General features: G+C 64.3%; 21 protein-coding genes. 7 read left to right on the forward strand and 14 right to left on the reverse strand.

Features of this window, described 5'->3' with window-relative positions; all coding sequences use genetic code 11:
- The first annotated feature begins 1 nt into the window (after window position 1).
- Both BLW71_RS34640 and BLW71_RS34645 read left to right on the forward strand, forming a co-directional pair.
- The gene (locus BLW71_RS34640) at window positions 2-673 is read left to right on the forward strand and encodes a response regulator (RefSeq protein WP_091807723.1); all 672 of its coding nucleotides are present in this window, start codon (window positions 2-4) and stop codon (window positions 671-673) included.
- Window positions 670-2,088, forward strand: a complete 1,419-nt coding sequence (locus BLW71_RS34645) for a sensor histidine kinase (protein ID WP_091807726.1) — start codon at window positions 670-672, stop codon at window positions 2,086-2,088. Before BLW71_RS34640 ends, BLW71_RS34645 begins: the two co-directional genes overlap by 4 nt.
- A 14-nt stretch (window positions 2,089-2,102) precedes the next feature.
- Here the strand turns inward: BLW71_RS34645 and BLW71_RS34650 are convergent, their stop codons facing one another.
- The 3 genes from BLW71_RS34650 to BLW71_RS34660 form a co-directional block, all read right to left on the reverse strand.
- Window positions 2,103-3,251: a CmpA/NrtA family ABC transporter substrate-binding protein gene (locus BLW71_RS34650; protein ID WP_091807728.1), complete on the reverse strand. Its 1,149-nt coding sequence runs from the start codon at window positions 3,249-3,251 to the stop codon at window positions 2,103-2,105.
- 10 nt (window positions 3,252-3,261) lie between these two features.
- Window positions 3,262-3,837: an ANTAR domain-containing response regulator gene (locus BLW71_RS34655; protein WP_091807730.1), complete on the reverse strand. Its 576-nt coding sequence runs from the start codon at window positions 3,835-3,837 to the stop codon at window positions 3,262-3,264.
- 175 nt (window positions 3,838-4,012) lie between these two features.
- Window positions 4,013-5,251 carry a cyanate transporter gene (locus BLW71_RS34660; protein ID WP_091807732.1) on the reverse strand — a complete coding sequence of 413 codons (1,239 nt, stop codon included), beginning with the start codon at window positions 5,249-5,251 and terminating at the stop codon, window positions 4,013-4,015.
- 266 nt (window positions 5,252-5,517) lie between these two features.
- On the opposite strand from BLW71_RS34660, the gene BLW71_RS34665 reads away from it, so the two are divergent.
- Window positions 5,518-6,261, forward strand: coding sequence for a GntR family transcriptional regulator (locus BLW71_RS34665; RefSeq protein ID WP_091807734.1), 744 nt, complete (start codon window positions 5,518-5,520; stop codon window positions 6,259-6,261).
- Between the two features lie 224 nt (window positions 6,262-6,485).
- On the opposite strand, the gene infA is transcribed toward BLW71_RS34665, so the two are convergent.
- The 3 genes from infA to BLW71_RS34680 all read right to left on the reverse strand — a co-directional run bounded on the left by infA (window position 6,486) and on the right by BLW71_RS34680 (window position 7,988).
- The gene (gene infA, locus BLW71_RS34670) at window positions 6,486-6,758 is read right to left on the reverse strand and encodes a translation initiation factor IF-1 (RefSeq protein ID WP_012427521.1); all 273 of its coding nucleotides are present in this window, start codon (window positions 6,756-6,758) and stop codon (window positions 6,486-6,488) included.
- 131 nt (window positions 6,759-6,889) lie between these two features.
- A complete protein-coding gene (locus tag BLW71_RS34675; RefSeq protein WP_091807736.1) occupies window positions 6,890-7,171 on the reverse strand; it encodes a hypothetical protein in 282 nt (93 codons plus the stop codon).
- A 598-nt stretch (window positions 7,172-7,769) separates the two neighbouring features.
- The gene (locus BLW71_RS34680; protein ID WP_091807738.1) at window positions 7,770-7,988 is read right to left on the reverse strand and encodes a hypothetical protein; all 219 of its coding nucleotides are present in this window, start codon (window positions 7,986-7,988) and stop codon (window positions 7,770-7,772) included.
- A gap of 210 nt (window positions 7,989-8,198) precedes the next feature.
- On the opposite strand from BLW71_RS34680, the gene BLW71_RS34685 reads away from it, so the two are divergent.
- From BLW71_RS34685 to BLW71_RS34695, 3 genes are read left to right on the forward strand one after another with little or no spacing between them, the layout of a single operon-like run.
- Entirely contained in the window at window positions 8,199-8,843 is a 645-nt protein-coding gene (locus tag BLW71_RS34685) for a helix-turn-helix transcriptional regulator (protein WP_091807740.1), read from the forward strand.
- Window positions 8,844-8,900: 57 nt separating this feature from the next.
- A complete protein-coding gene (locus tag BLW71_RS34690; RefSeq protein ID WP_091807742.1) occupies window positions 8,901-9,101 on the forward strand; it encodes a DUF1653 domain-containing protein in 201 nt (66 codons plus the stop codon).
- An 18-nt stretch (window positions 9,102-9,119) separates the two neighbouring features.
- Entirely contained in the window at window positions 9,120-9,314 is a 195-nt protein-coding gene (locus tag BLW71_RS34695) for a YqaE/Pmp3 family membrane protein (RefSeq protein WP_012427516.1), read from the forward strand.
- A gap of 52 nt (window positions 9,315-9,366) precedes the next feature.
- Here the strand turns inward: BLW71_RS34695 and BLW71_RS34700 are convergent, their stop codons facing one another.
- On the reverse strand, window positions 9,367-9,678 hold the full coding sequence (locus tag BLW71_RS34700) for a 2Fe-2S iron-sulfur cluster-binding protein (protein WP_091809233.1): 312 nt from the start codon (window positions 9,676-9,678) through the stop codon (window positions 9,367-9,369).
- A 46-nt stretch (window positions 9,679-9,724) separates the two neighbouring features.
- Complete coding sequence (locus tag BLW71_RS34705; protein WP_091807744.1) at window positions 9,725-11,713, reverse strand: sigma-54-dependent Fis family transcriptional regulator; 1,989 nt, start codon at window positions 11,711-11,713, stop codon at window positions 9,725-9,727.
- A 401-nt stretch (window positions 11,714-12,114) separates the two neighbouring features.
- Here BLW71_RS34705 and BLW71_RS34710 point away from each other — a divergent pair, with 401 nt between their 5' ends.
- Window positions 12,115-12,405 (forward strand): DUF1488 family protein, encoded by a 291-nt coding sequence (locus BLW71_RS34710; RefSeq protein ID WP_091807746.1) that lies wholly within the window; start codon window positions 12,115-12,117, stop codon window positions 12,403-12,405.
- 215 nt (window positions 12,406-12,620) lie between these two features.
- On the opposite strand, the gene BLW71_RS34715 is transcribed toward BLW71_RS34710, so the two are convergent.
- From BLW71_RS34715 to BLW71_RS34740, 6 genes are all read right to left on the reverse strand, one after another.
- Window positions 12,621-13,151 (reverse strand): cytochrome b, encoded by a 531-nt coding sequence (locus tag BLW71_RS34715; protein ID WP_091807748.1) that lies wholly within the window; start codon window positions 13,149-13,151, stop codon window positions 12,621-12,623.
- A gap of 124 nt (window positions 13,152-13,275) precedes the next feature.
- Entirely contained in the window at window positions 13,276-14,577 is a 1,302-nt protein-coding gene (locus BLW71_RS34720) for an NCS2 family permease (protein WP_091807750.1), read from the reverse strand.
- A 141-nt stretch (window positions 14,578-14,718) separates the two neighbouring features.
- Window positions 14,719-15,216: a YaiI/YqxD family protein gene (locus tag BLW71_RS34725; protein ID WP_091807752.1), complete on the reverse strand. Its 498-nt coding sequence runs from the start codon at window positions 15,214-15,216 to the stop codon at window positions 14,719-14,721.
- Window positions 15,217-15,478: 262 nt separating this feature from the next.
- Window positions 15,479-15,739 carry a DUF4148 domain-containing protein gene (locus BLW71_RS34730; protein ID WP_091807754.1) on the reverse strand — a complete coding sequence of 87 codons (261 nt, stop codon included), beginning with the start codon at window positions 15,737-15,739 and terminating at the stop codon, window positions 15,479-15,481.
- 129 nt (window positions 15,740-15,868) lie between these two features.
- On the reverse strand, window positions 15,869-16,642 hold the full coding sequence (locus BLW71_RS34735; RefSeq protein WP_091807755.1) for a slipin family protein: 774 nt from the start codon (window positions 16,640-16,642) through the stop codon (window positions 15,869-15,871).
- Window positions 16,639-18,207, reverse strand: coding sequence for an NfeD family protein (locus tag BLW71_RS34740; protein WP_091809235.1), 1,569 nt, complete (start codon window positions 18,205-18,207; stop codon window positions 16,639-16,641). Before BLW71_RS34740 ends, BLW71_RS34735 begins: the two co-directional genes overlap by 4 nt.
- Window positions 18,208-18,289: the final 82 nt, after the last annotated feature.

The following is an 18,289-nucleotide window of genomic DNA, read 5'->3' on the forward strand; positions in this document are numbered from 1 at the left end:
CATGCGTGTGCTGCTCGTCGAAGACAATCCGATCCTTTCCCGCTCGCTCACCGACGCGCTGACCAGCGCGAAACTCACGGTCGACTGCATGCACGACGGTGAATCAGCCGACCACGTGCTTCGTACGCAGGACTACGCATTGGTGATTCTCGATATCGGTTTGCCGAAACTCGACGGCCTCGAAGTGCTGCGCCGTTTGCGCGCACGCCGCAACGCCGTGCCGGTGCTAATGCTGACCGCGCACGGTTCGGTCGAGGAGCGCGTGCGCGGCCTCAATCTCGGCGCCGACGACTATCTCGCCAAGCCTTTCGCCCTCACCGAACTCGAAGCGCGCGCGCGTGCGCTGTTACGCCGCAGCCACGGTCAGGAACCGCTCAACGCACAATGCGGCACGCTGCTTTACGACAGCGTGGACCGGAGTTTCACGCTCGAGGGAGAATCGCTTGCGCTGACGCCGCGCGAGCGATCGGTGCTGGAAGTGCTGATCCTGCGCAACGGCCGCGCGATCAACAAGGACACGCTGTCGGAGAAAATTTTCGGGCTCGACGAATCGGTGAATGCGGACGCGATCGAAATCTATGTGTACCGCTTGCGCAAGAAACTCGAACACAGTTCGGTTGGCATCGTGACGCTGCGCGGACTCGGCTATCTGCTGGAAGCAAGAAGCGCATGACGCAGCCGAATCTGCGCGTACGTGTCGCACTGTGGCTGTTGGTGCCGCTGCTTCTGCTGCTCGCGTTCGACGCGTGGCTCACGTATCAGCGTGCGATGAACGCGGCGCATGCGGCATTCGACCGCACGCTCGAATTTTCGCTGCGCTCGATTCGCGACGGCATCCGCTTGCGCGACGGCGAGATCGAAGTCGATCTTCCGTACCTCGCTCTGGAGATGTTCGAATCGAATGGCGGCGGCAACATCTACTATCAGATTCGCGAGGAAGGTGGGCGCGTGGTGACCGGATATCCTGACTTGCCGGACGCCGGCAACGTGCCGGGTGAGCCCTACCGCGTGCGTTTCTATGACGGCGTGTTTCGCGGCCGCCCGCTGCGTATCGCCATGCTCAGGCTGCCCGTGCACGACGTGCCGAGCGCGCAGACGCGGGTGGTGCTGGTGAGAGTCGGCGAAACGATCGAGCAGCGTCAGGCGTTGGCGCGCGAGATTCTGACCGGCTCGCTGCAACAGGAAGGCTTGCTGGTGGTGCTCGCGCTCGGCATCGTGTGGCTGGGCGTGGCGCGCGGCTTGCGGCCGTTGAACCGTTTGTCGGCAAAAGTGGCCGCGCGCGCGGAGGATGATCCGACGCCGCTCGACACGGTCGGGCTGCCGAGCGAAGTGACGCCGCTAGTCGATTCGATCAATCAGTACATCGGCCGCACGCAGTTGATGCAGTCGTCGCGCAGGCGTTTTTTCAACGACGCCGCGCATCAGTTGAAAACGCCGCTTGCGGTGATTCAGGCGGAGTCCGAACTGGCGCTGCGCGATATCGACGGCGTGGAAGCGGGTTCGACTGGCGATCGTCGGCAAGGGGTGCATTTGCGGCGGCTGAATCGCGCGGTGCAGCACGCGGTGCGCATCGTGCAACAGTTGCTGTCGCTCTCGCGGCTCGAAGCGCACAGCGGCTATACGGTCAGGCACGCGGCGGTGCCGCTGCATAAGGTGGCGCGCAGCGTGACGCTCGACTGGTCGCCGGTGGCTCGCGCACGTGGCATCGATCTCGGTTTCGAGCAGGACGCGCGTGTCGACGTGATGGGGCAAAGCGATCTGCTCGCGGAACTGGTCGGCAATCTGATCGATAACGCGATCCGCTATTCAGGCGATGGTGCGGTGATTACCGTGCGGGTCGCGCGCGAAGGCGAACAGGCGTTGCTGCAGGTGATCGACAATGGGCCGGGCATTGCCATGAGCGAGCGCGAGGCGGTGTTCGAGCGCTTCTATCGCAGCGAAGCGACGCAGGCGGTGGAAGGCAGCGGACTGGGTTTGTCGATCGTGCGGGAAATCGCGCGCGTACACGGTGCGCTGGTTGCGCTCGCCGATGCGCATGGCGGCGGGTTGATCGTCAGTGTGCTGCTTCCGCCGTTGAAGGCGGCGTAACGCCGGCGCGGCATTCAGCGGCGAATCGGAAAGCGCCGCGCATAACCCGTGGGAGAGGTGCCGCTGCTCCACGTTTCGCCGTCGATCAATACTTGTGAAGCGCTTTCTTCCGGCACCGCGACGTTTACGCCCGCTGCCGCTTCGCGATACAACTGAGTCTGGTTGATTCGCGCGGCGATGTCCGCATAATCCGCGCGCGCGTCGATCATGCCCCAGCGCTCGAACTGCGTGAGAAACCACGCGCCTTCGAACGCTCGCGGATAATTCACCGCGCCGTTGTCGAAGAAGCGCACGGGCAGGCCGCCCGGCGCGGAAGCCGCGATCTCGTTGCTGAGGCGCGCCGCGATCAACGAGGCATCAATGCCAACGTACTCGGGCCGCGCAAGCCAGCGCGCGATGTCCTCGCGATGTCCCGCGCCGTCGAGCCAGCGGCACGCTTCGAGCATGGTCTGCACGAGCGCGCGCGCGGCATGCGGATTCGCGCTGACAAAATCGCGCCGGCACGCCAGCACTTTCTCGGGATGATCGGGCCACACGTCGCTCGTATAAGCGATCGTTCTGCCGACGCCCTGCGCTTCGGCCTGCATATTCCAGGGTTCACCAACGCACAGTCCGTCGAGCTTGTCTTCGGCGAGCGCCGCGACCATTTGCGGCGGAGGAATCACCACGCTCTCGATATCGCGCAACGGATCCACGCCTTGCGACGCGAGCCAGTAGTACAGCCACATCGCGTGCGTGCCGGTGGGGAAGGTTTGCGCGAAGACCGGCTTGCGGCCGAGCGTGGCGAGTGCCTTGGGCAGCGTGCCGTGTTCGGCGAGCGCATCGGCGAGACGGCTCGACAGTGTGATCGCCTGGCCGTTGCGGTTTAGCACCATCAGCACGGCCATGTCCGTTTGCGGTCCGCCGAGACCCAGTTGCACGCCGTACACGAGTCCGTAGAGCGCATGGGCCGCATCCAGATCGCCCGACAGTAGTTTGTCACGCACGGCGGCCCACGACGGCTGACGCGACAACTCCAGCGTCAGGCCGTGCGCGTGGCCGAATTCGAGCAGCTTGGCGGCGACGAGCGGCGCGGCGTCCGAGAGCGCCACGAAGCCGAGCCGCAGATGAGTCTTCTCGAGCGGCCCGGATGGGTTGGTTGCAGTGGTAATGGGAGAGTTCATGGACGGCGCTTCATTTGGGCGAGTCGGCCGACGCGATGATGGCGCGCGCGACTTCGGCGAGTTTGACGCCCTGGTTCATCGCGCGCTTGCGCAGGTTGGCGTAGGCGGCGTGTTCGGTGATCTTCTGTTGATCCATCAGGAGCCGTTTGGCGCGATCGATCAGCTTGCGCTCGGCAAGTTCGCTTTCGACTTGCGCGAGGCGCTCGCGCAATTGCGATTCCTGCGCAAAACGCGCGAGCGCGACTTCGAGGATGGGCGCGAGACGCTCGGTCGCAAGACCTTCGACGAGATAGGCCGTGACGCCCGCGCCGACGGCGTCGCGGATCAATTGCTGGTTGGCGTCGTGGCTGAACATCAGCACCGGGCGCGGCGCGGTGGCGTTCATGACCGCAAGCTGTTCGAGCGTGTCGCGCGACGGCGATTCCGTATCGATGATGATGACATCGGGCCGCTCGCTCTGCACCACGCGATGCAGTGCTTGCGGCGTGGCGGTGCCCGCCAGCATCTCGTAGCCGAGTCGGGCAAGGGCGTCGCGAAGGTCGCCGATGGGCTTATCGGTGTCGGTTACGAGGAGAACGCGCAGCATGGAGTGGGGATTTATCGACGGCTGACCAGGAATAAAGCAATGGCTATGCCAGTCGATGCGCCCAAGTGTGAAACTCGTGCAGTCACGCACTTGGCGATTGCGTGGGCGCCCGTCGCTGCACCTGCACGGGGCACGTCACGCCGATGCACCGAAGCGGCGCATGCCGCTCAGTTCATCAGCGCCATTGGCCGTTACTGCGGGGCGCAAACACCAAACTCAGCGCCATCATGGCGACGACGCAGCAGGCGAGCATGATCCACGCGGCGCCGAAGCTTCCGCTCCAGCCTCGCACGAGACCGGCCACAACCGGCGCGACGGCGGCCACGATGAAGCCCACGCCCTGGGTGAATGCGACGAGCTGGCCGGCCACGCGATGGTCGGCTGAATGATCCATGGCGGTGACGAGCGTCAGCGAAAAGACCCCGCCCAGGCCCGCGCCTGCTACGCCGGCCCACAGCAAGGGCGCGGCATCGGGACAGACAATCAAGCCAAGCAGTCCGAACAGTTGCGCCGCGAGACCGAGCATCAGCCATGGCCGGCGATCCCGGAACGACGCCGCGGCAAGCGGCAACAGCAGTGCCGCGCTCGCCTGAAACACCGTCATGCCGGCCAGCAGCGATCCGCTCGCCGCCACGCTCACGCCGCGCTGCTGATAAAACGCCGGCAACCACGCGACGAGACTCGTATAGCCGCCGTTGACAATCCCGAAGTAGAGCCCGAGGGTCCACGCGCGCCGCGTACGCCAAAGTGAAAGTGTGTCGGCTTGTGCCGAAGCAGCCGCTGCGGCGCCGCTGCCGGAAGACCGGCGGTTCAATGCCCACCAGCAGGCGAGCGCCGCACAGGCAGGAATCGCCCATGCCGCGAGCCCTGCCTGCCATGACTGCATCGCGTGGCTCACCCAAGGGCTCAAACTCGCGCCCAACCCGCCGCCGCCCATGATGGACGCTGAGAACACGCCCATTGCGAGCGGCACGCGCGCATGAAAGCGCTGCTTCATCACGGCGGGCAGCAGCGCCTGAATTGCGGCGACGCCGGCACCTGCCAGCAACGCGGTGGCGAGCAGCGCCGCGCCGCTCGACGCCGTCCACCGCGCCGCGCAAGCCAGCGCGATGGCCAGCAAGCCGAGCGCGACACCGCGTGTTTCGCCGAGCGTGCGGGTCAGCGCGCCCGCCCCGAATGCGCCGATCCCCATTGCGACGACCGGCAGGCTGGTCAGCAGCGACGCACCGTAGAAGCTGAGGCCGGTTGCGTCGCGGATGGTCGTCATCAAAGGGCTGATCGAGGTCAGCAAGGGCCGCAGATTGATGCCGATCGCGACGATCGCACCCAGCCACACGATGTCCCGCCACGTCAGCGCCACAGTGGCGTGGTGAGCGGAAGTGCGGGTCGAACTGGCCTGGGGGTGCGAATTCACAATGGTCCTCGTGGGGAGAGAGAGGGGGCGGCGCGCCGTCTGCTGGCGCGGTGGCGAAGCGGCGAGGTGGGCGTCGTTGGCGAAACCGGTGAGCAGCAGCAGTGTGAAAACCCATGCGCGGCTTATTTTGGTCAACCATAGTAACAAAAAATGGTTAACCATTTTTATGATGTCCGGTATAGCTCGCAGCATAAGCGGATGGCGCCGGCTGCCCGCCGCCGCTAGAATGCCTGGGCGTTTCCGCTCCATTTCCGGTCACTGAAGCCATGCCACCACGTCCCCGGCGCTCGTCGTCTGCTGATACAGACGCGTCCGTTCAACCCGCACGCGACGACGATTCGTCCAGCGTCGAAGAGCGTATTTATGCGTCGATTACCGCGGCGTTGCTGCAGGGACGCCTGCGACCGGGCGCGCAACTGGTCGAGCGGGATCTGGCCGCCGCCTTCGGCTGCACGCGCGGCGCGCTGCGCAAGGTGCTCGCACGGCTAGGCTTCGAAGGCAAGCTCGTGCTGGAGGCGAATCGTGGTGCGTTTGTGCCGTCGCCGTCCGAGGAGGACATTCGCCAGGTGTATCGCGCGCGGCAGATCGTCGAGGCGGGCATCGTCGCCGCGTTGTGCGGGGCATTGAGCGCGCAGCACAAGCGGAGCTTGCGCGCGCACGTTCGCAGCGAAGAGAAGGCGCTACGCGCCGGGGCGCTCGAAGACTCCGTGCGTCTTGCCGGCCAGTTTCACGTGCTGCTGACGGAGTTGGCGGGCGGCACCGAGCTGCTCGGACTGGTCGGGCAACTGGTCGCCAAAACCGAGCTGTATAAAGCGCTGTTCGACCCGTCGAAGGGTTCCACCTGCTCCGCGGACGAACACACGCAAATCATCGACGCGCTCGAATCGGGCGACCTCGCCGCGGCATTGGCGGCAATGCGGGAGCATCTGGCTGAACTGGAGGAGCGGGTGGTCGAACAGGTGCGCAAAAGCGCCGCCGGAGAGGATCTCGGGACGGTGTTCGGCCTTTGAGCGCGTGTGGAGGGAAGCGGGGAAGGCGGTGAAACGCCCGCCGGCAGCAGAAAGCGCCAGGCGATGAGGGAATTTCGGGTTGCAACAAGGCGACGCCGCAGCGCGCCGCTCAGGCTCGAATCAACGAGTCAAGCCGGAGAAGGCGCGCGAATGGCTTCGCGTACAACTCAATCGCAATGGATCACGCCGGGACCGCGCAAAGCGCGCTCAGCGTGCCGCCGGCCTTAACGGCGACGGAATTGCGTGTTGCGAGCACCGCCGCCACCGGTGGCGCGCTCGTCTTTATGACGGAAATTGATCCGGCCTTTGGTCAGATCGTAGACGGACAGCTCCAGCGTCACGCGGTCGCCCGCGAGAATACGGATGTGGTTCTTGCGCATGCGTCCGGACGCGTAAGCGCCAACCACGACGCCGTTGTCGAGCGTCACGCGGTAACGACTGTCCGGAAGTACTTCGTCGACGATACCGTCAAGTTCAAGCAGTTCTTCTTTCGCCATGCATAACTCCTGGTCGATGGGATAAGGGGTGTTGGTCGCCCACGCCGGGCAGCACAACATCAGATTGGGGCGATAGCGGGTTTTTCGAGCCCGCTGTCCTGCGGCATCAGCCTATATGCTGATAGTACCGCTCAAAGATCGGCGACGGACTGGCCGTCTACACGGCCGTCGATCAGTTGCTCGGCGTGGGCCATGCACGCAATGCGTGCCTTGCCCGTGCCGTCGAACGGAAACAGGTACTGCAGACGGAACACACGGCCGTCGGCGGCCGCACTGGCGCCCACGCGGCAGATGCGCACCGACGCGTCGTAACCGGCGTCCGGATTGCGGCTCGTCTGACCGTCCGCCGGGCGGCGCGGATAGACGAGCGGGTGAATTTCGTAACCCTTGTACGTCTTGACTGCTGAATTCATGAAGCTTGTGTCCTGTATTACGTGGCCGGCGTGTCACGCGTGTTACGCGCGGCAAGACCGGCCGGGCAGCGCAGCACCTTGAGGCGCGCCGCCATGGAAAAAGTTTGGCACAGGCCCGATGACAAGGGCTTGAGCGCGGCCGCGCAAAATCGCGGATTCGATGGAGAAGAAACACGCTGATGTCGCGCGGACATCGGGCGCGTGAATGAACCCTCAGCTGCACAGCTCGCGACGGCGAATGCATGCGACGCATTGCCGGAGTGACGGGACCGCCAGCAGGCGGCGGTCGAACAGTCGGGGGTGGTGCGGAGATGCCGGTTTGAGCCTGCCCGGTATTGCCTGAGGTTCAACCCGCGATGATGCTGCGATTTTGCCAGGAAACGCCGGAACTACGAATGCGGAATACAGCTATTGCAATATGATGCACTAAATAGGGCTAATTGGATAGCAAAAAGTTCCACGCAGGGGTGAACCGCCCAGCCGGCGGGGCCTCGCGCGCGACGCGGCGCTCGCGCACGGCGTGCCTCGCCATGAGCGGCACGCCGGGTGAAGGGTTGCGCCGTCGTGGCGCGCGCTGAACGATCAACAGGGTCTTGCTTCAGCGGGATGTTTCGGCGACGCGCTTCTGCAGCTCGCGCGTTGCCGCGAGCGGAATGCGCGCGTCATCCCAGCCGGCCAGCCATTCGACTTCCTTCGACGTGAAAATCTGCCCGTGATTGCGCAGCGTGTATTGCAGCGAATCGATGATGTGATTGCGGATGATCTCCGGCGTGCCTTCGTCATCGAGCACGGCGCGAAACGCTTCGAGCGTGGCCATCTGTTGCTCCGTGAAATAGATACGCCTTTTATCGCACGAAAAAAAATCGCTCGCCAAGCGGACAAAATTCGCCGTGCGCGAAAGGGCGGCTTCGAGAGGCCGGCGCCCGCGCCCGTTTTTTGAGGGCGTGATCGCCGCCGCGGTCGCCGCGGCGCGGCGGGGTGGCTACAATGGCGAGTTGCCGCATCCCTTGAACACCGCGATTCCCCAATGCGCAACCCAAACGTGTCTCCTGTGAAAGACCTGCTGCTCGAGCGCTACGCTCCCATTGCCGACGGCATCGCGGCGCTGTTCTACCCGTGCGCCGAAGTGGTGATTCACGACCTGCGCGACCAGACCATCGCGTACCTCGTGAACAACCTGTCGAAGCTCGAGGTGGGCGGGCCGTCGGTGCTGGACGAAGTCCATTACGCGGCGCGCGGCCAGACGATCGGGCCGTATGAAAAGCTCAACTGGGACGGCCGGCGCATGCGTTGCGTGAGCAACATTCTGTTCGACGACGACGGCAAACCGGCCGGCATGCTGTGCATCAACTTCAATATCGCGGTGTTCGAAGATGTGCGTTCCACACTCGATCTGTTCATCAAGGGCGGCAACCTGAGCGACGCGCCCGCGGAAGAACTGTTCCGCGACGACTGGCAGGACCGCATCAACACGTACCTGCATACGTGGCTGCGCGAACGGCAGATCGGCATCAATGCGCTCACGCGCGAACACAAGCGGGAAATCGTCGAGGCGCTGCACGCACAAGGCGCGTTTCGCGGCCGCAGTTCCGCGAACTACGTGGCCGCCGTGCTGACGATGGGGCGCGCCACCGTCTACAAGATTCTGAAGCAGATGAAAGAGGGCGGCTGACGGTTCGACCGTTGCCGTGCGAAAGCGCTGCGTTTTTTCAATTCAGGGAGGATGCGAATGGTGCGTTACCGGCACTACAAAGGCGGGATTTACGAACTGGTTTGCGAGGCCACGCTCGAGTCGGATCCGACCGTCACGATGATCGTGTACAAAGCCGCCAATGGTACGATCTGGACGCGTCCGGCTTCGGTATTTTTCGAACTGATCGACGTGGACGGCGCCAAAGTGGCGCGCTTCGCGCCGATTGATCAGGCATAACCAACAACAGGAATCTGAATGCGTCTACTGCTTGCCATCATTCTGCCGTGGTTTCAGTTTTTCACGATCGGCCGTCCGTTCGCGGGCATTATCTGCCTGATCCTGCAGATCACGCTGATCGGCTGGATTCCGGCCGCGATCTGGTCGGTGTATGCGCTGAGCCAGTACAACACCGATAAGAAAATTGCCCGGGCGATGGGCAGCGGGCGTTAAGGCTTGCGAGGAGCGGCGTGAGTGTGCTTCCGAGCCATGAAGCCGCCGCACTTCAGCTGGATGGCCTCGATGCGACTGCGTCTGGTGCTTCGATTACCACATCGGATTCGGCTATTGCCACGCACGGCAGAATGTAGCCTTCCTGCTTTTCTTCCCGGCTGAGACCCGGCCACTCGATCGTGTAGCGCACACGTCCCGCAGTCATCCTGCAGATACACGTACGGCACGTCCCATTCCTGCACGAGCGCGGCAAACGCAGATTTGCAAAGCTTGCGGCTTCGAGAATTGTGAGCGAATCGGGCGCTTCAAAGCTTTGACCAATTGGCTCGACGCGAACCAGAGGCGGGCGGATAGAGTCGGACATCGTGTGAGTCTGTGACGGATTGCGCCACACTTTACACGTTGCCGTCTCAATGCGTCGTGCCGCCGCGCCGCAAATACCGGTACACCGTATTGCGCGCCAGCCCCAACTCGCGCGCCGCCGCCGACACATTGCCGTCCAGCCGCTCGAGCGTTTGCGCAATCAACGCAGCCTGCCACGCTTCCATCTTGCCGGACGCCGGCTGCCCCGGAGTTTGCGCCGCGGCAACGGCTTCGTCGTCCGAACTTGACCCTGCAAGCGTTACCGGCGCTTGCACGCTTTGCTCTGCCGTAGCGTCGACGCAATCCTGCACGAAGTCTTCGGGCAAATCGTCGAGTTCGATCTGTTGCGCGCCTTCGGCCATGATGCTCGCGGTGCGCAACACGTTGGCCAGTTGCCGCAGATTGCCCGGCCAGCGGCATTGCGCAAACCGGTCGAGCACTTCGGCTGAGACGCGGCGCGGCAGGCGTTCGCCATCGGGCTGCAAGGCCAGCATGCGCGTGACGAGCGCGTGAAGATCGGTACGCTCGCGCAGCGCGGGCAAAGTCACGACGAGTCCGTTGATCCGGTAATACAGATCTTCGCGGAAGGTGCCGGCTTCGATCATCGCGCGCAGGTTGCGGTGGGTCGCGCAGACGATGCGCAGATCCACCGGAATCGCCCGTGTTCCGCCGAGCGGCACGACGGTGCGCTCCTGCAGCACGCGCATCAGACGCACTTGCTGGGCGAGCGGCATGTCGCCGATTTCGTCGAGGAATAGCGTGCCGCCATCGGCTTGCACGATCTTGCCGACGCTGCCGCGTTTTTTTGCGCCGGTGAACGCGCCGTCTTCGTAACCGAACAACTCCGCTTCGATCAGGGTCTCAGGCAAAGACGCGCAATTCAGTGCGATGAACGGCGCGGCCCGGCGCGGCGAATCGTGATGGATGGCGCGCGCGAGCCACTCCTTGCCGGTGCCGGTCTTGCCGAGCACGAGAATCGGAATATCGCGGCCACGCAGTTTGGCGACGCGCCGCAGGATCGCGGCGACTTGCGCGTCGCCGGTGTCGAGCGTTTCAAGCGTGGCGAGTGGTGCGGGATCCACCGTGCGCGGCGCATGACGCGCTCCGCCGGCGAGCGGCGCGCGCGACCTATCGAGGTCTTCCGACTGTGCGACATAGCGAGGCGTTGCGTATTCGCCGCGCGCCACCACGCGCACGCCGCTCGGCAGCGTCAGCAGAATGGTCTCGCCGGGTGCGCGCGTAATCTGCTGCAACAGCCGCGCGAACGCGATTCCGAACAGCGCGTCGAAGGGTTGCCGTTGAAGCTCGGCCAGCGGCTGCCCGAATTGAAACAGCGCACTGCGGTTGGCCGACAGAAACGTGCCTTCCGGCGTGAACGCCGCGAGCCCCTCGAACAACGTGCCGATGAATTCCGCGCGTGCGTGAAAGTGAACGCGGATCGCGTCGACGAATTGATTGGAGAACAGATGATTTTCGATCATCTGCGCCGACATCCTGACGAGCGCAAGCGTGTGCTTGTGAAAGCCGCGCGTGTCGCCGCTCACGTCGAGCGCGCCGATGGTGCGCCCGAACGGATCGGCAATCGGTGCGCACGAGCAGGTGAGAATGCGGTTGGCGTGCAGGAAGTGTTCTCCCGCATGCACGACAGTGGGCTGTCCGTCGACTAGCGCGGTGCCGATCGCATTGGTGCCGCGATCCGCCTCGGCCCACGAGACGCCCGGACACAGCGCGACGCGATTGGCTTTTTCGACGAAGTCGCTGTCGCCGAGGCTGTGAAGGATCACGCCATGATTGTCGGTGAGCAGCACCATGCTTTGCGTATCGACAATCTGCGCATGCAGCGTTTCCATGACGGGAAGCGCATGCGTATAAAGCGATTGATTGCGATCGACGAGCTCACGCAACGCGGGCCGGCGCAGCGGATGAAAGTCCGGCGTTTCGGACGCGCGCAGCCCGAGTTCGAGCGAGCGGGCGTGCGCCTGCGCGATGACATCAGGCCGACCCACGGCGGGCGGCGTGGCAGAACGTTGGGTCAAGGCATGTCTCCGGTGAAACGGACACGGCGGGTACGTTGCCCTCCGCTCGATGCCGCAGCGCAACATCTGCGCAGACGGTCGAACACCGATCTTACAGGACGAAACGCGCAGCGCGCGGCAGGGAAAAAACGGAGGCGGCGCACACGTCTCGCCTCAAAAAAACGCGGAGGGCACCAAAATCAGGCAAACCAAAAGGAAAACTTGCGCCGCGCCCGAACTCGTCTAAAGTGAATCAAATCACCTCCGCGGGCCGCGAACTACAGCGTCGCAGCCGCGAGGTGACGAGCCCGCGTCGTCAGCATTGGACAAGGAGGTTGGCGCTAGAGACGCGACCAGTTGCAACCGGCGTGCGCATTACCCGGCTAGACCATGCGCAGCACCTACCTTCCAGGTGAACTCCCATGCAGATCCTTTTCCCGAAAGAAACTCCTGAATATTCAGGTCGCGAACTCACCTTGGCTTTCCCCGCGATGGTCGATGGGCAGAGGGTGGAATGCATGATCACGGCTGAGGCACTGGAAGACCACTTCGGCGCCGCCTCGCCGCGCCTGGAAGACATGGTCGGCGCATTCGACACGCATCGCGCCCGGATCGAAGCCGCCACGCGGCGTTTGCTCTCGGAAACGAGGGCGCAATGTCTCGTGCTCAGAAGCGGCTATGTGCGCTTCTACGAGGCCAACTGGCGCAATTGATCGAGCGCGTTTCCGGCTGACGTTAGGGCCAACGCCGGAAGCAGATCGAAAGCCGCGCAAGAATCAGAAGGTGTGGAAACCCGCGCGGCATTAATCGATCATTCGAAATTGCCTGCACGCCATGCGTGCCGCCGGTATCGGCACGAAACTCGCAAAGCACGAAACACGCAAAGCTCAGAACGCGCCCACGTTGTAGCGCGAGTGGCTGAGTGCGCTCAAACCATTCGCCGCAGCGTGCGATCCTTGAACACCACGTGATGCCCGAGCGCCGCCAATGTGTGCAGGCCGATCACCCAATAAAATGCGTTGCCGAGCCATTCATGCGCGGCCTTGAGCAATGGCCGCGCGACAGGATCGGCGCCGACCAGCGTGTAATTGATATTGAGCCACGCGAGCGTGACAGGATGTCCGCCGGTGTTGATCATCAGAATGCCGAGCAACGGCTGCGCGAAGAAAAAAACGTATAGCGCGAGATGCGTGGCGCGCGCGAGGAATGCGAGCACGCGGTTGCTATCCACTTCGGCGGGCGCGCCGGCCCACAAGCGCCACAGCAAACGCAGAGCGGCGAGCCCCAGCACGAGCGTGCCGCACCAGAAATGCACGCTACTCCAGAACGCGCGACTGTCGCTGCCCTTGGGTCCGCGAATCTCGATTGCCAGGTAGGCCAGCGCGATCAGCAGAAACATAACCCAGTGGAAGAAAATGGCGGGCGGCGTGTAGCGCTCCGAGGTGCGGCTGTAAGACATGAAGGGGGCTCCCGAGACCTGGTCGATCGTTTTTATGAATCATCAGATGATAAACGGTGCCTGACCGGAATGGCACCATCAATAAAATCGTGATCGATCCAGGCGAGAGCGTGCGGCGCGGAGCTTACTCGCTGCCGAGATAGAAATAGCGGAACAGGAAAATGGCCGCGATGATCCAAACCACCAGCTTCACCTTGCGCGCCTGGCCGGTGAGCAGTTTCAGGCCCGCATACGAGATGAAGCCGAACGCGACGCCATTGGCAATCGAATAGGTGAACGGCATCAGAAGCGCGGTGAGCGCGGCCGGCACCACCTCGGTGGCGTCGTCCCACGGCAGGTCGAGCATTTCGCGCAGCATCAGGCACGACACGTAGAGCAGCGCCGGCGCCGTCGCGTAGCCTGGCACCACGCCCGCCAGCGGCGCGAAAAAGAGCGCTGCAAGGAACAGCACGGCCACGGTGATGGCGGTCACGCCCGTGCGTCCGCCTGCCTGCACACCCGAAGCGCTTTCGATGTACGCGGTGGTCGACGAGGTGCCCAACATCGAGCCTGCCAGAATCGCCGTGCTGTCGGCGAGCAGCGCGCGGTTGAGCCGGTGCATCTTGCCTTCCACCAGCAACCCGGCGCGATTGGCGACGCCCATCAGCGTGCCGGTCGCGTCGAACAATTCGACGAGGAAAAACACGAGGATCACGTTCAGCACGCCGCCCGACAGCGCGCCGCGAATGTCGAGTTGAAACAGTGTCGGCGCGATGGACGGCGGCGCCGAGACGATGCCGTGAAACTGGTTGCCGCCGAAGAAAAAGCTGAGCACCGTCACGCCGACAATGCCGATCAGGATCGCGCCGCGCACCCGCAGGTGGTCCAGCGTGACGATCGCGAAGAAGCCGATCACGGCGAGAATCACGTGCGGATTGTGCAGGTCGCCGAGCGTCACGAGCGTGGCCGGATTGCCGACCACCACGCCGGCCGACTTCAATGAAATGATCGCGAGAAAGAGGCCGATACCGCCGGTAATGGCAATGCGTATCGAATGCGGAATGCCGTTGACGATCACTTCGCGCACGCGGAACAGCGTGACGATCATGAACAGGCAGCCGGAGATGAACACCGCGCCGAGCGCGGCCTGCCAGGTGAAGCCCATTCCCTTGACGACGGTGTACGCGAAGTACGCGTTCAGGCCCATGCCCGGCGCGAGCGCGATCGGATAGTTCGCGTACAGACCCATGATCAGCGAGGCGAGCGCCGCCACGATGCAGGTCGCGACGAACACCGAGTCCTTCGGCATGCCGGCGTCGCCGAGAATCGCCGGATTCACGAAGATGATGTAGGCCATCGTGAGGAAGGTGGTCAGCCCAGCGAGCACTTCGGTGCGCAGGTTGGTGCCGGCGGCTTCGAAGCCGAAGTAGCGTTTTATGGAGTCCATGAGGCGGGTCTCTCGTCGTTCAGAAAGCTTTTTTGTGGTTGGAGCGGTGCTTGCGCGGCGTCGCCGCCGGCGTTACGGGCGGATTGTAGTCAGGATTGGCGGCGGCGTGCCGCTTCGTGTGGGCGAGCCGCCGCGTAAAGCTCATGCGATGGGCGGTTCGCCGGGAGACTGTGGCGCCGGCGCATCAGACTGCGGCCGTTGCCGTGCCAGCCAGCGGTCCAGCTCACCCGCGAAGCTTTTGCTGTCGCGCGCGCTGAAGGCGGCCGGGCCGCCGGTATCGACGCCGCTGCTGCGCAACTGGTCGAGCATGGAGCGCATGCGCAGCCGTTCTTCGATCGTACCGGGCGTGTACCAGTTGCCGCGCGGATCGAGCGCCTGAGCGTTCTTGGCCAGCACGGCGGCGGCGAGCGGGATGTCGGCGGTGATCACGAGGTCGCCCGCGGCGACTCGTTCGGCGATCAGATCGTCGGCGGCGTCGAAACCGGCCGGCACCTGGATTGCGCGGATCAGCGGCGAGGGCGGCACGCGCAGAAACGAATTGGCGACCAGCGTCAGCGTCATGCCGGTGCGGCGCGCGGCACGGTAGAGCATGTCCTTGATCACGACCGGACAGGCGTCGGCGTCAACCCAGATTGGCATGGTTCGGATTCCGGCAGCGGGGTTGTCGAAGGGGCGAGATGATACCTTGCCAGCGCAAAGGGCGGCGCGGCAAGTGAATTTGCGAGGCGGGTGAAGGGGGCGAGGCGGCGAGGCGGCGAGGCGCTAAAGCGCTAAGGCGTTGAAACGGTAAAGCGGTAAAGCACCGCAGAACGCAGCAAATCGGAACGGCATGCGGAGCCAACCTCGCCCACGACCATTGCAGTCGCAGGCGGCGCCGCATGCCGCGCGGTGTGGCTCGCGCTTACTGTGTCATCGTCGCGCCGGATTGCTGCGCCCGCCGCGCCGCGACGATGCTGCCCGCGCGCTGAGCATTCTGCGGATAGTCGATCCAGTCGAGCGGATCGTAGCCGGCGGCACGCCAGTCGGCCAGATCGGCCCGCACTTCGGCGCGCGTTTTCGGCGCCGACGGGTCGTAAGGCCGCGCCGAAGTCTGCGCAAACGCGGTGCTCATGCTCACGGCGGCCAACAGCGCGCCGAGTCCAACAGTAGAAACGATTTTCATGACGAGCTCCTATGGAGCGGTTAAAAACGACCTCGAGATTCTAGTTTTCACAGGCATTTCGAGTAAGGCGATTGAAGGCAATGCACCATTTCACCCAGTGAACCAAACCCAACTGGGCAAACCTGAGGTTCAGGGCGCCGAAGGCTTGCCAAAGCGGTCCAGCACGGCGCTCAGCAGATCGATCGGCAGCGGGAAAACGATCGTCGAATTCTTGTCGGCGGCAATCGTCGTCAGGGTTTGCAGGTAGCGCAACTGCATGGCCTGGGGCTGGCGCGACAGCGTTTGCGCCGCTTCCAGCAGGTGCTGCGAGGCCTGCAATTCGCCTTCCGCGTGAATCACCTTGGCGCGCCGCTCGCGCTCGGCTTCGGCCTGGCGGGCAATCGCACGGATCATCGTTTCGTTGATATCCACATGCTTGATTTCCACGATCGATACCTTGATGCCCCACGCGTCGGTCTGAGCGTCGAGCACTTTCTGGATATCGGCGTTCAACTGCTCGCGATCGGCCAGCAGTTCGTCGAGTTCGTGTTTGCCGAGCACCGCGCGCAAAGTGGTCTGCGATAACTGGCTGGTCGCCTCGAAGTAGCGCGCCACCTGAATCACCGCTTTCTCCGGATCGACCACGCGGAAATACACCACCGCGTTGACCTTCACCGAGACGTTGTCGCGCGTAATCACGTCCTGCGGCGGCACGTCGAACACAACGGTGCGCAGATCCATGCGCACGACCTGCTGCACGATCGGAATGATCAGCACGAGCCCCGGCCCCTTGACCTTCCAGAAGCGCCCGAGCATGAACACGACGCCGCGTTCATATTCCCGAAAAATCCGTATCGACGAAGCAATCAGCGCGGCCACCAGCAGAATCAGAATGCTGCTGAAGCCGAATGTAAAACCGATCATGAAATTTCTCCTTGTTGTCGTACTTCCGTGGGCACCACGGTCAACGTCAGGCCGCGCCGCGCGGTGACGCGCACCGCGTGCCCTGCCGCAACCGGGGCCATGCTGGACACCCGCCAGCGTTCCCCATGCACGCGCGCCCAGCCGGCCAGCGCGCCACCGGCCGCGGGGTCCGCAGCGGCGGTCTCAGGCAGCAGGCCGCCGTCGAGCACCACGCCGACACTGCCGATCAGCGCTTCCGAGCCCGTCACCACCGGCCGGCGCCGCGCGCGCAGCGCGAGTCTCGACACGCCCAGCACGAACAGCACGCTGAAGACGACCACGGCGGCGATCATCGGCAGCGGGATGCCGTAGCCGGGCACGTCGGTGTCGATCAGCATCAGCGCGCCGATCACGAACGCGACCACGCCGCCGAAGCCGAGCGAGCCGAAAGTGGGTAGAAACGCCTCGCCGATCAGGAAAGCTATGCCGAGAAAGATCAGACCGAGGCCGACGTAGTTGATCGGCATCATCTGCATGGCGAAGAGGCCGAGCAGCAGGCTGATTGCGCCGACCACGCCGGGCAGCAGGAAGCCCGGATTGGCGAACTCGAAGAACAGGCCGTACATGCCGATCATGAGCAGAATCAGCGCGACGTTGGGATCGGTGATCACGGCGAGGAAATGGCTGCGCCAGTCGGCTTCGAGCGTGACGACCGGCGCGCCGGCCGTGCCGAGCGTGACATTGCCGGCGCTCGTGACGATCGTGCGGCCGTCCACCTGGCGCAGCAGGTCGGGTACGTCGCGCGCATTCAGATCGACGACGTGCTGCGCGAGCGCGTCCGCCGCCGACAGGCTCACGGCTTCGCGCACCGCGCGCTCGGCCCAGTCGGCGTTGCGCCCGCGCATTTGCGCGAGGCCGCGGATATAGGCGGCGGCGTCGTGAACCTGCTTGCGCATCTCGGTCGATTGGGTGTCGAGCGGCAAGGCGCTGGCCGAACGGGTGGGCGCCGAAGCCGAGGGTTGGGACGACCCGCCGGCACCGCCGCCGACGCCGGGCAAACCCGGCGCTCCACCGCCCGCCGGCGGCTCGGCGCCGCCGATGCCCATCTGGATCGGCGTCGCCGCGCCGAGATTGGTGCCCGGCGCCATCGCCGCGATATGGCTCGCATAGACGATGTAAGTGCCGGCGCTCGCCGCACGCGCGCCGCTCGGCGCGATGAAGGTGGCGACCGGCACCGGCGAGGCGAGGATCGCCTTGATGATCTGCCGCATCGACGTATCGAGGCCGCCCGGCGTATCGAGTTGCAGCACGGCGAGTTGCGCGTGCTCGTCGGCGGCGCGCTGCAGGCTGCGCACGATAAAGTCGGCACTCGCAGGACTGATCGCCCCGTCGACCGGAATGACCACCACGCCGTTGGGCGCGACGGCGGCGCGAAGCGGCACATTCGATTCGCACGACGCGAACCCGATCGCCAATAGCATGCCGAGCACGGTCATGCCGCGCACCAACCGGCCCACGATATCGCCACGGATAAGCGAGAAGCGCGAGCCAGACTGCCGGAACGGGAGACGCGGATACGTGCTCATCGCTGACGGCTGCCGCGCCCGGTCGAAGCGTATCGACTGGCGCGGGCCGATACCCCACAAGAAGGCTGGCCTGCTCCTTACA

This window comes from Burkholderia sp. WP9 (genome assembly GCF_900104795.1).
GTDB lineage: Bacteria > Pseudomonadota > Gammaproteobacteria > Burkholderiales > Burkholderiaceae > Paraburkholderia.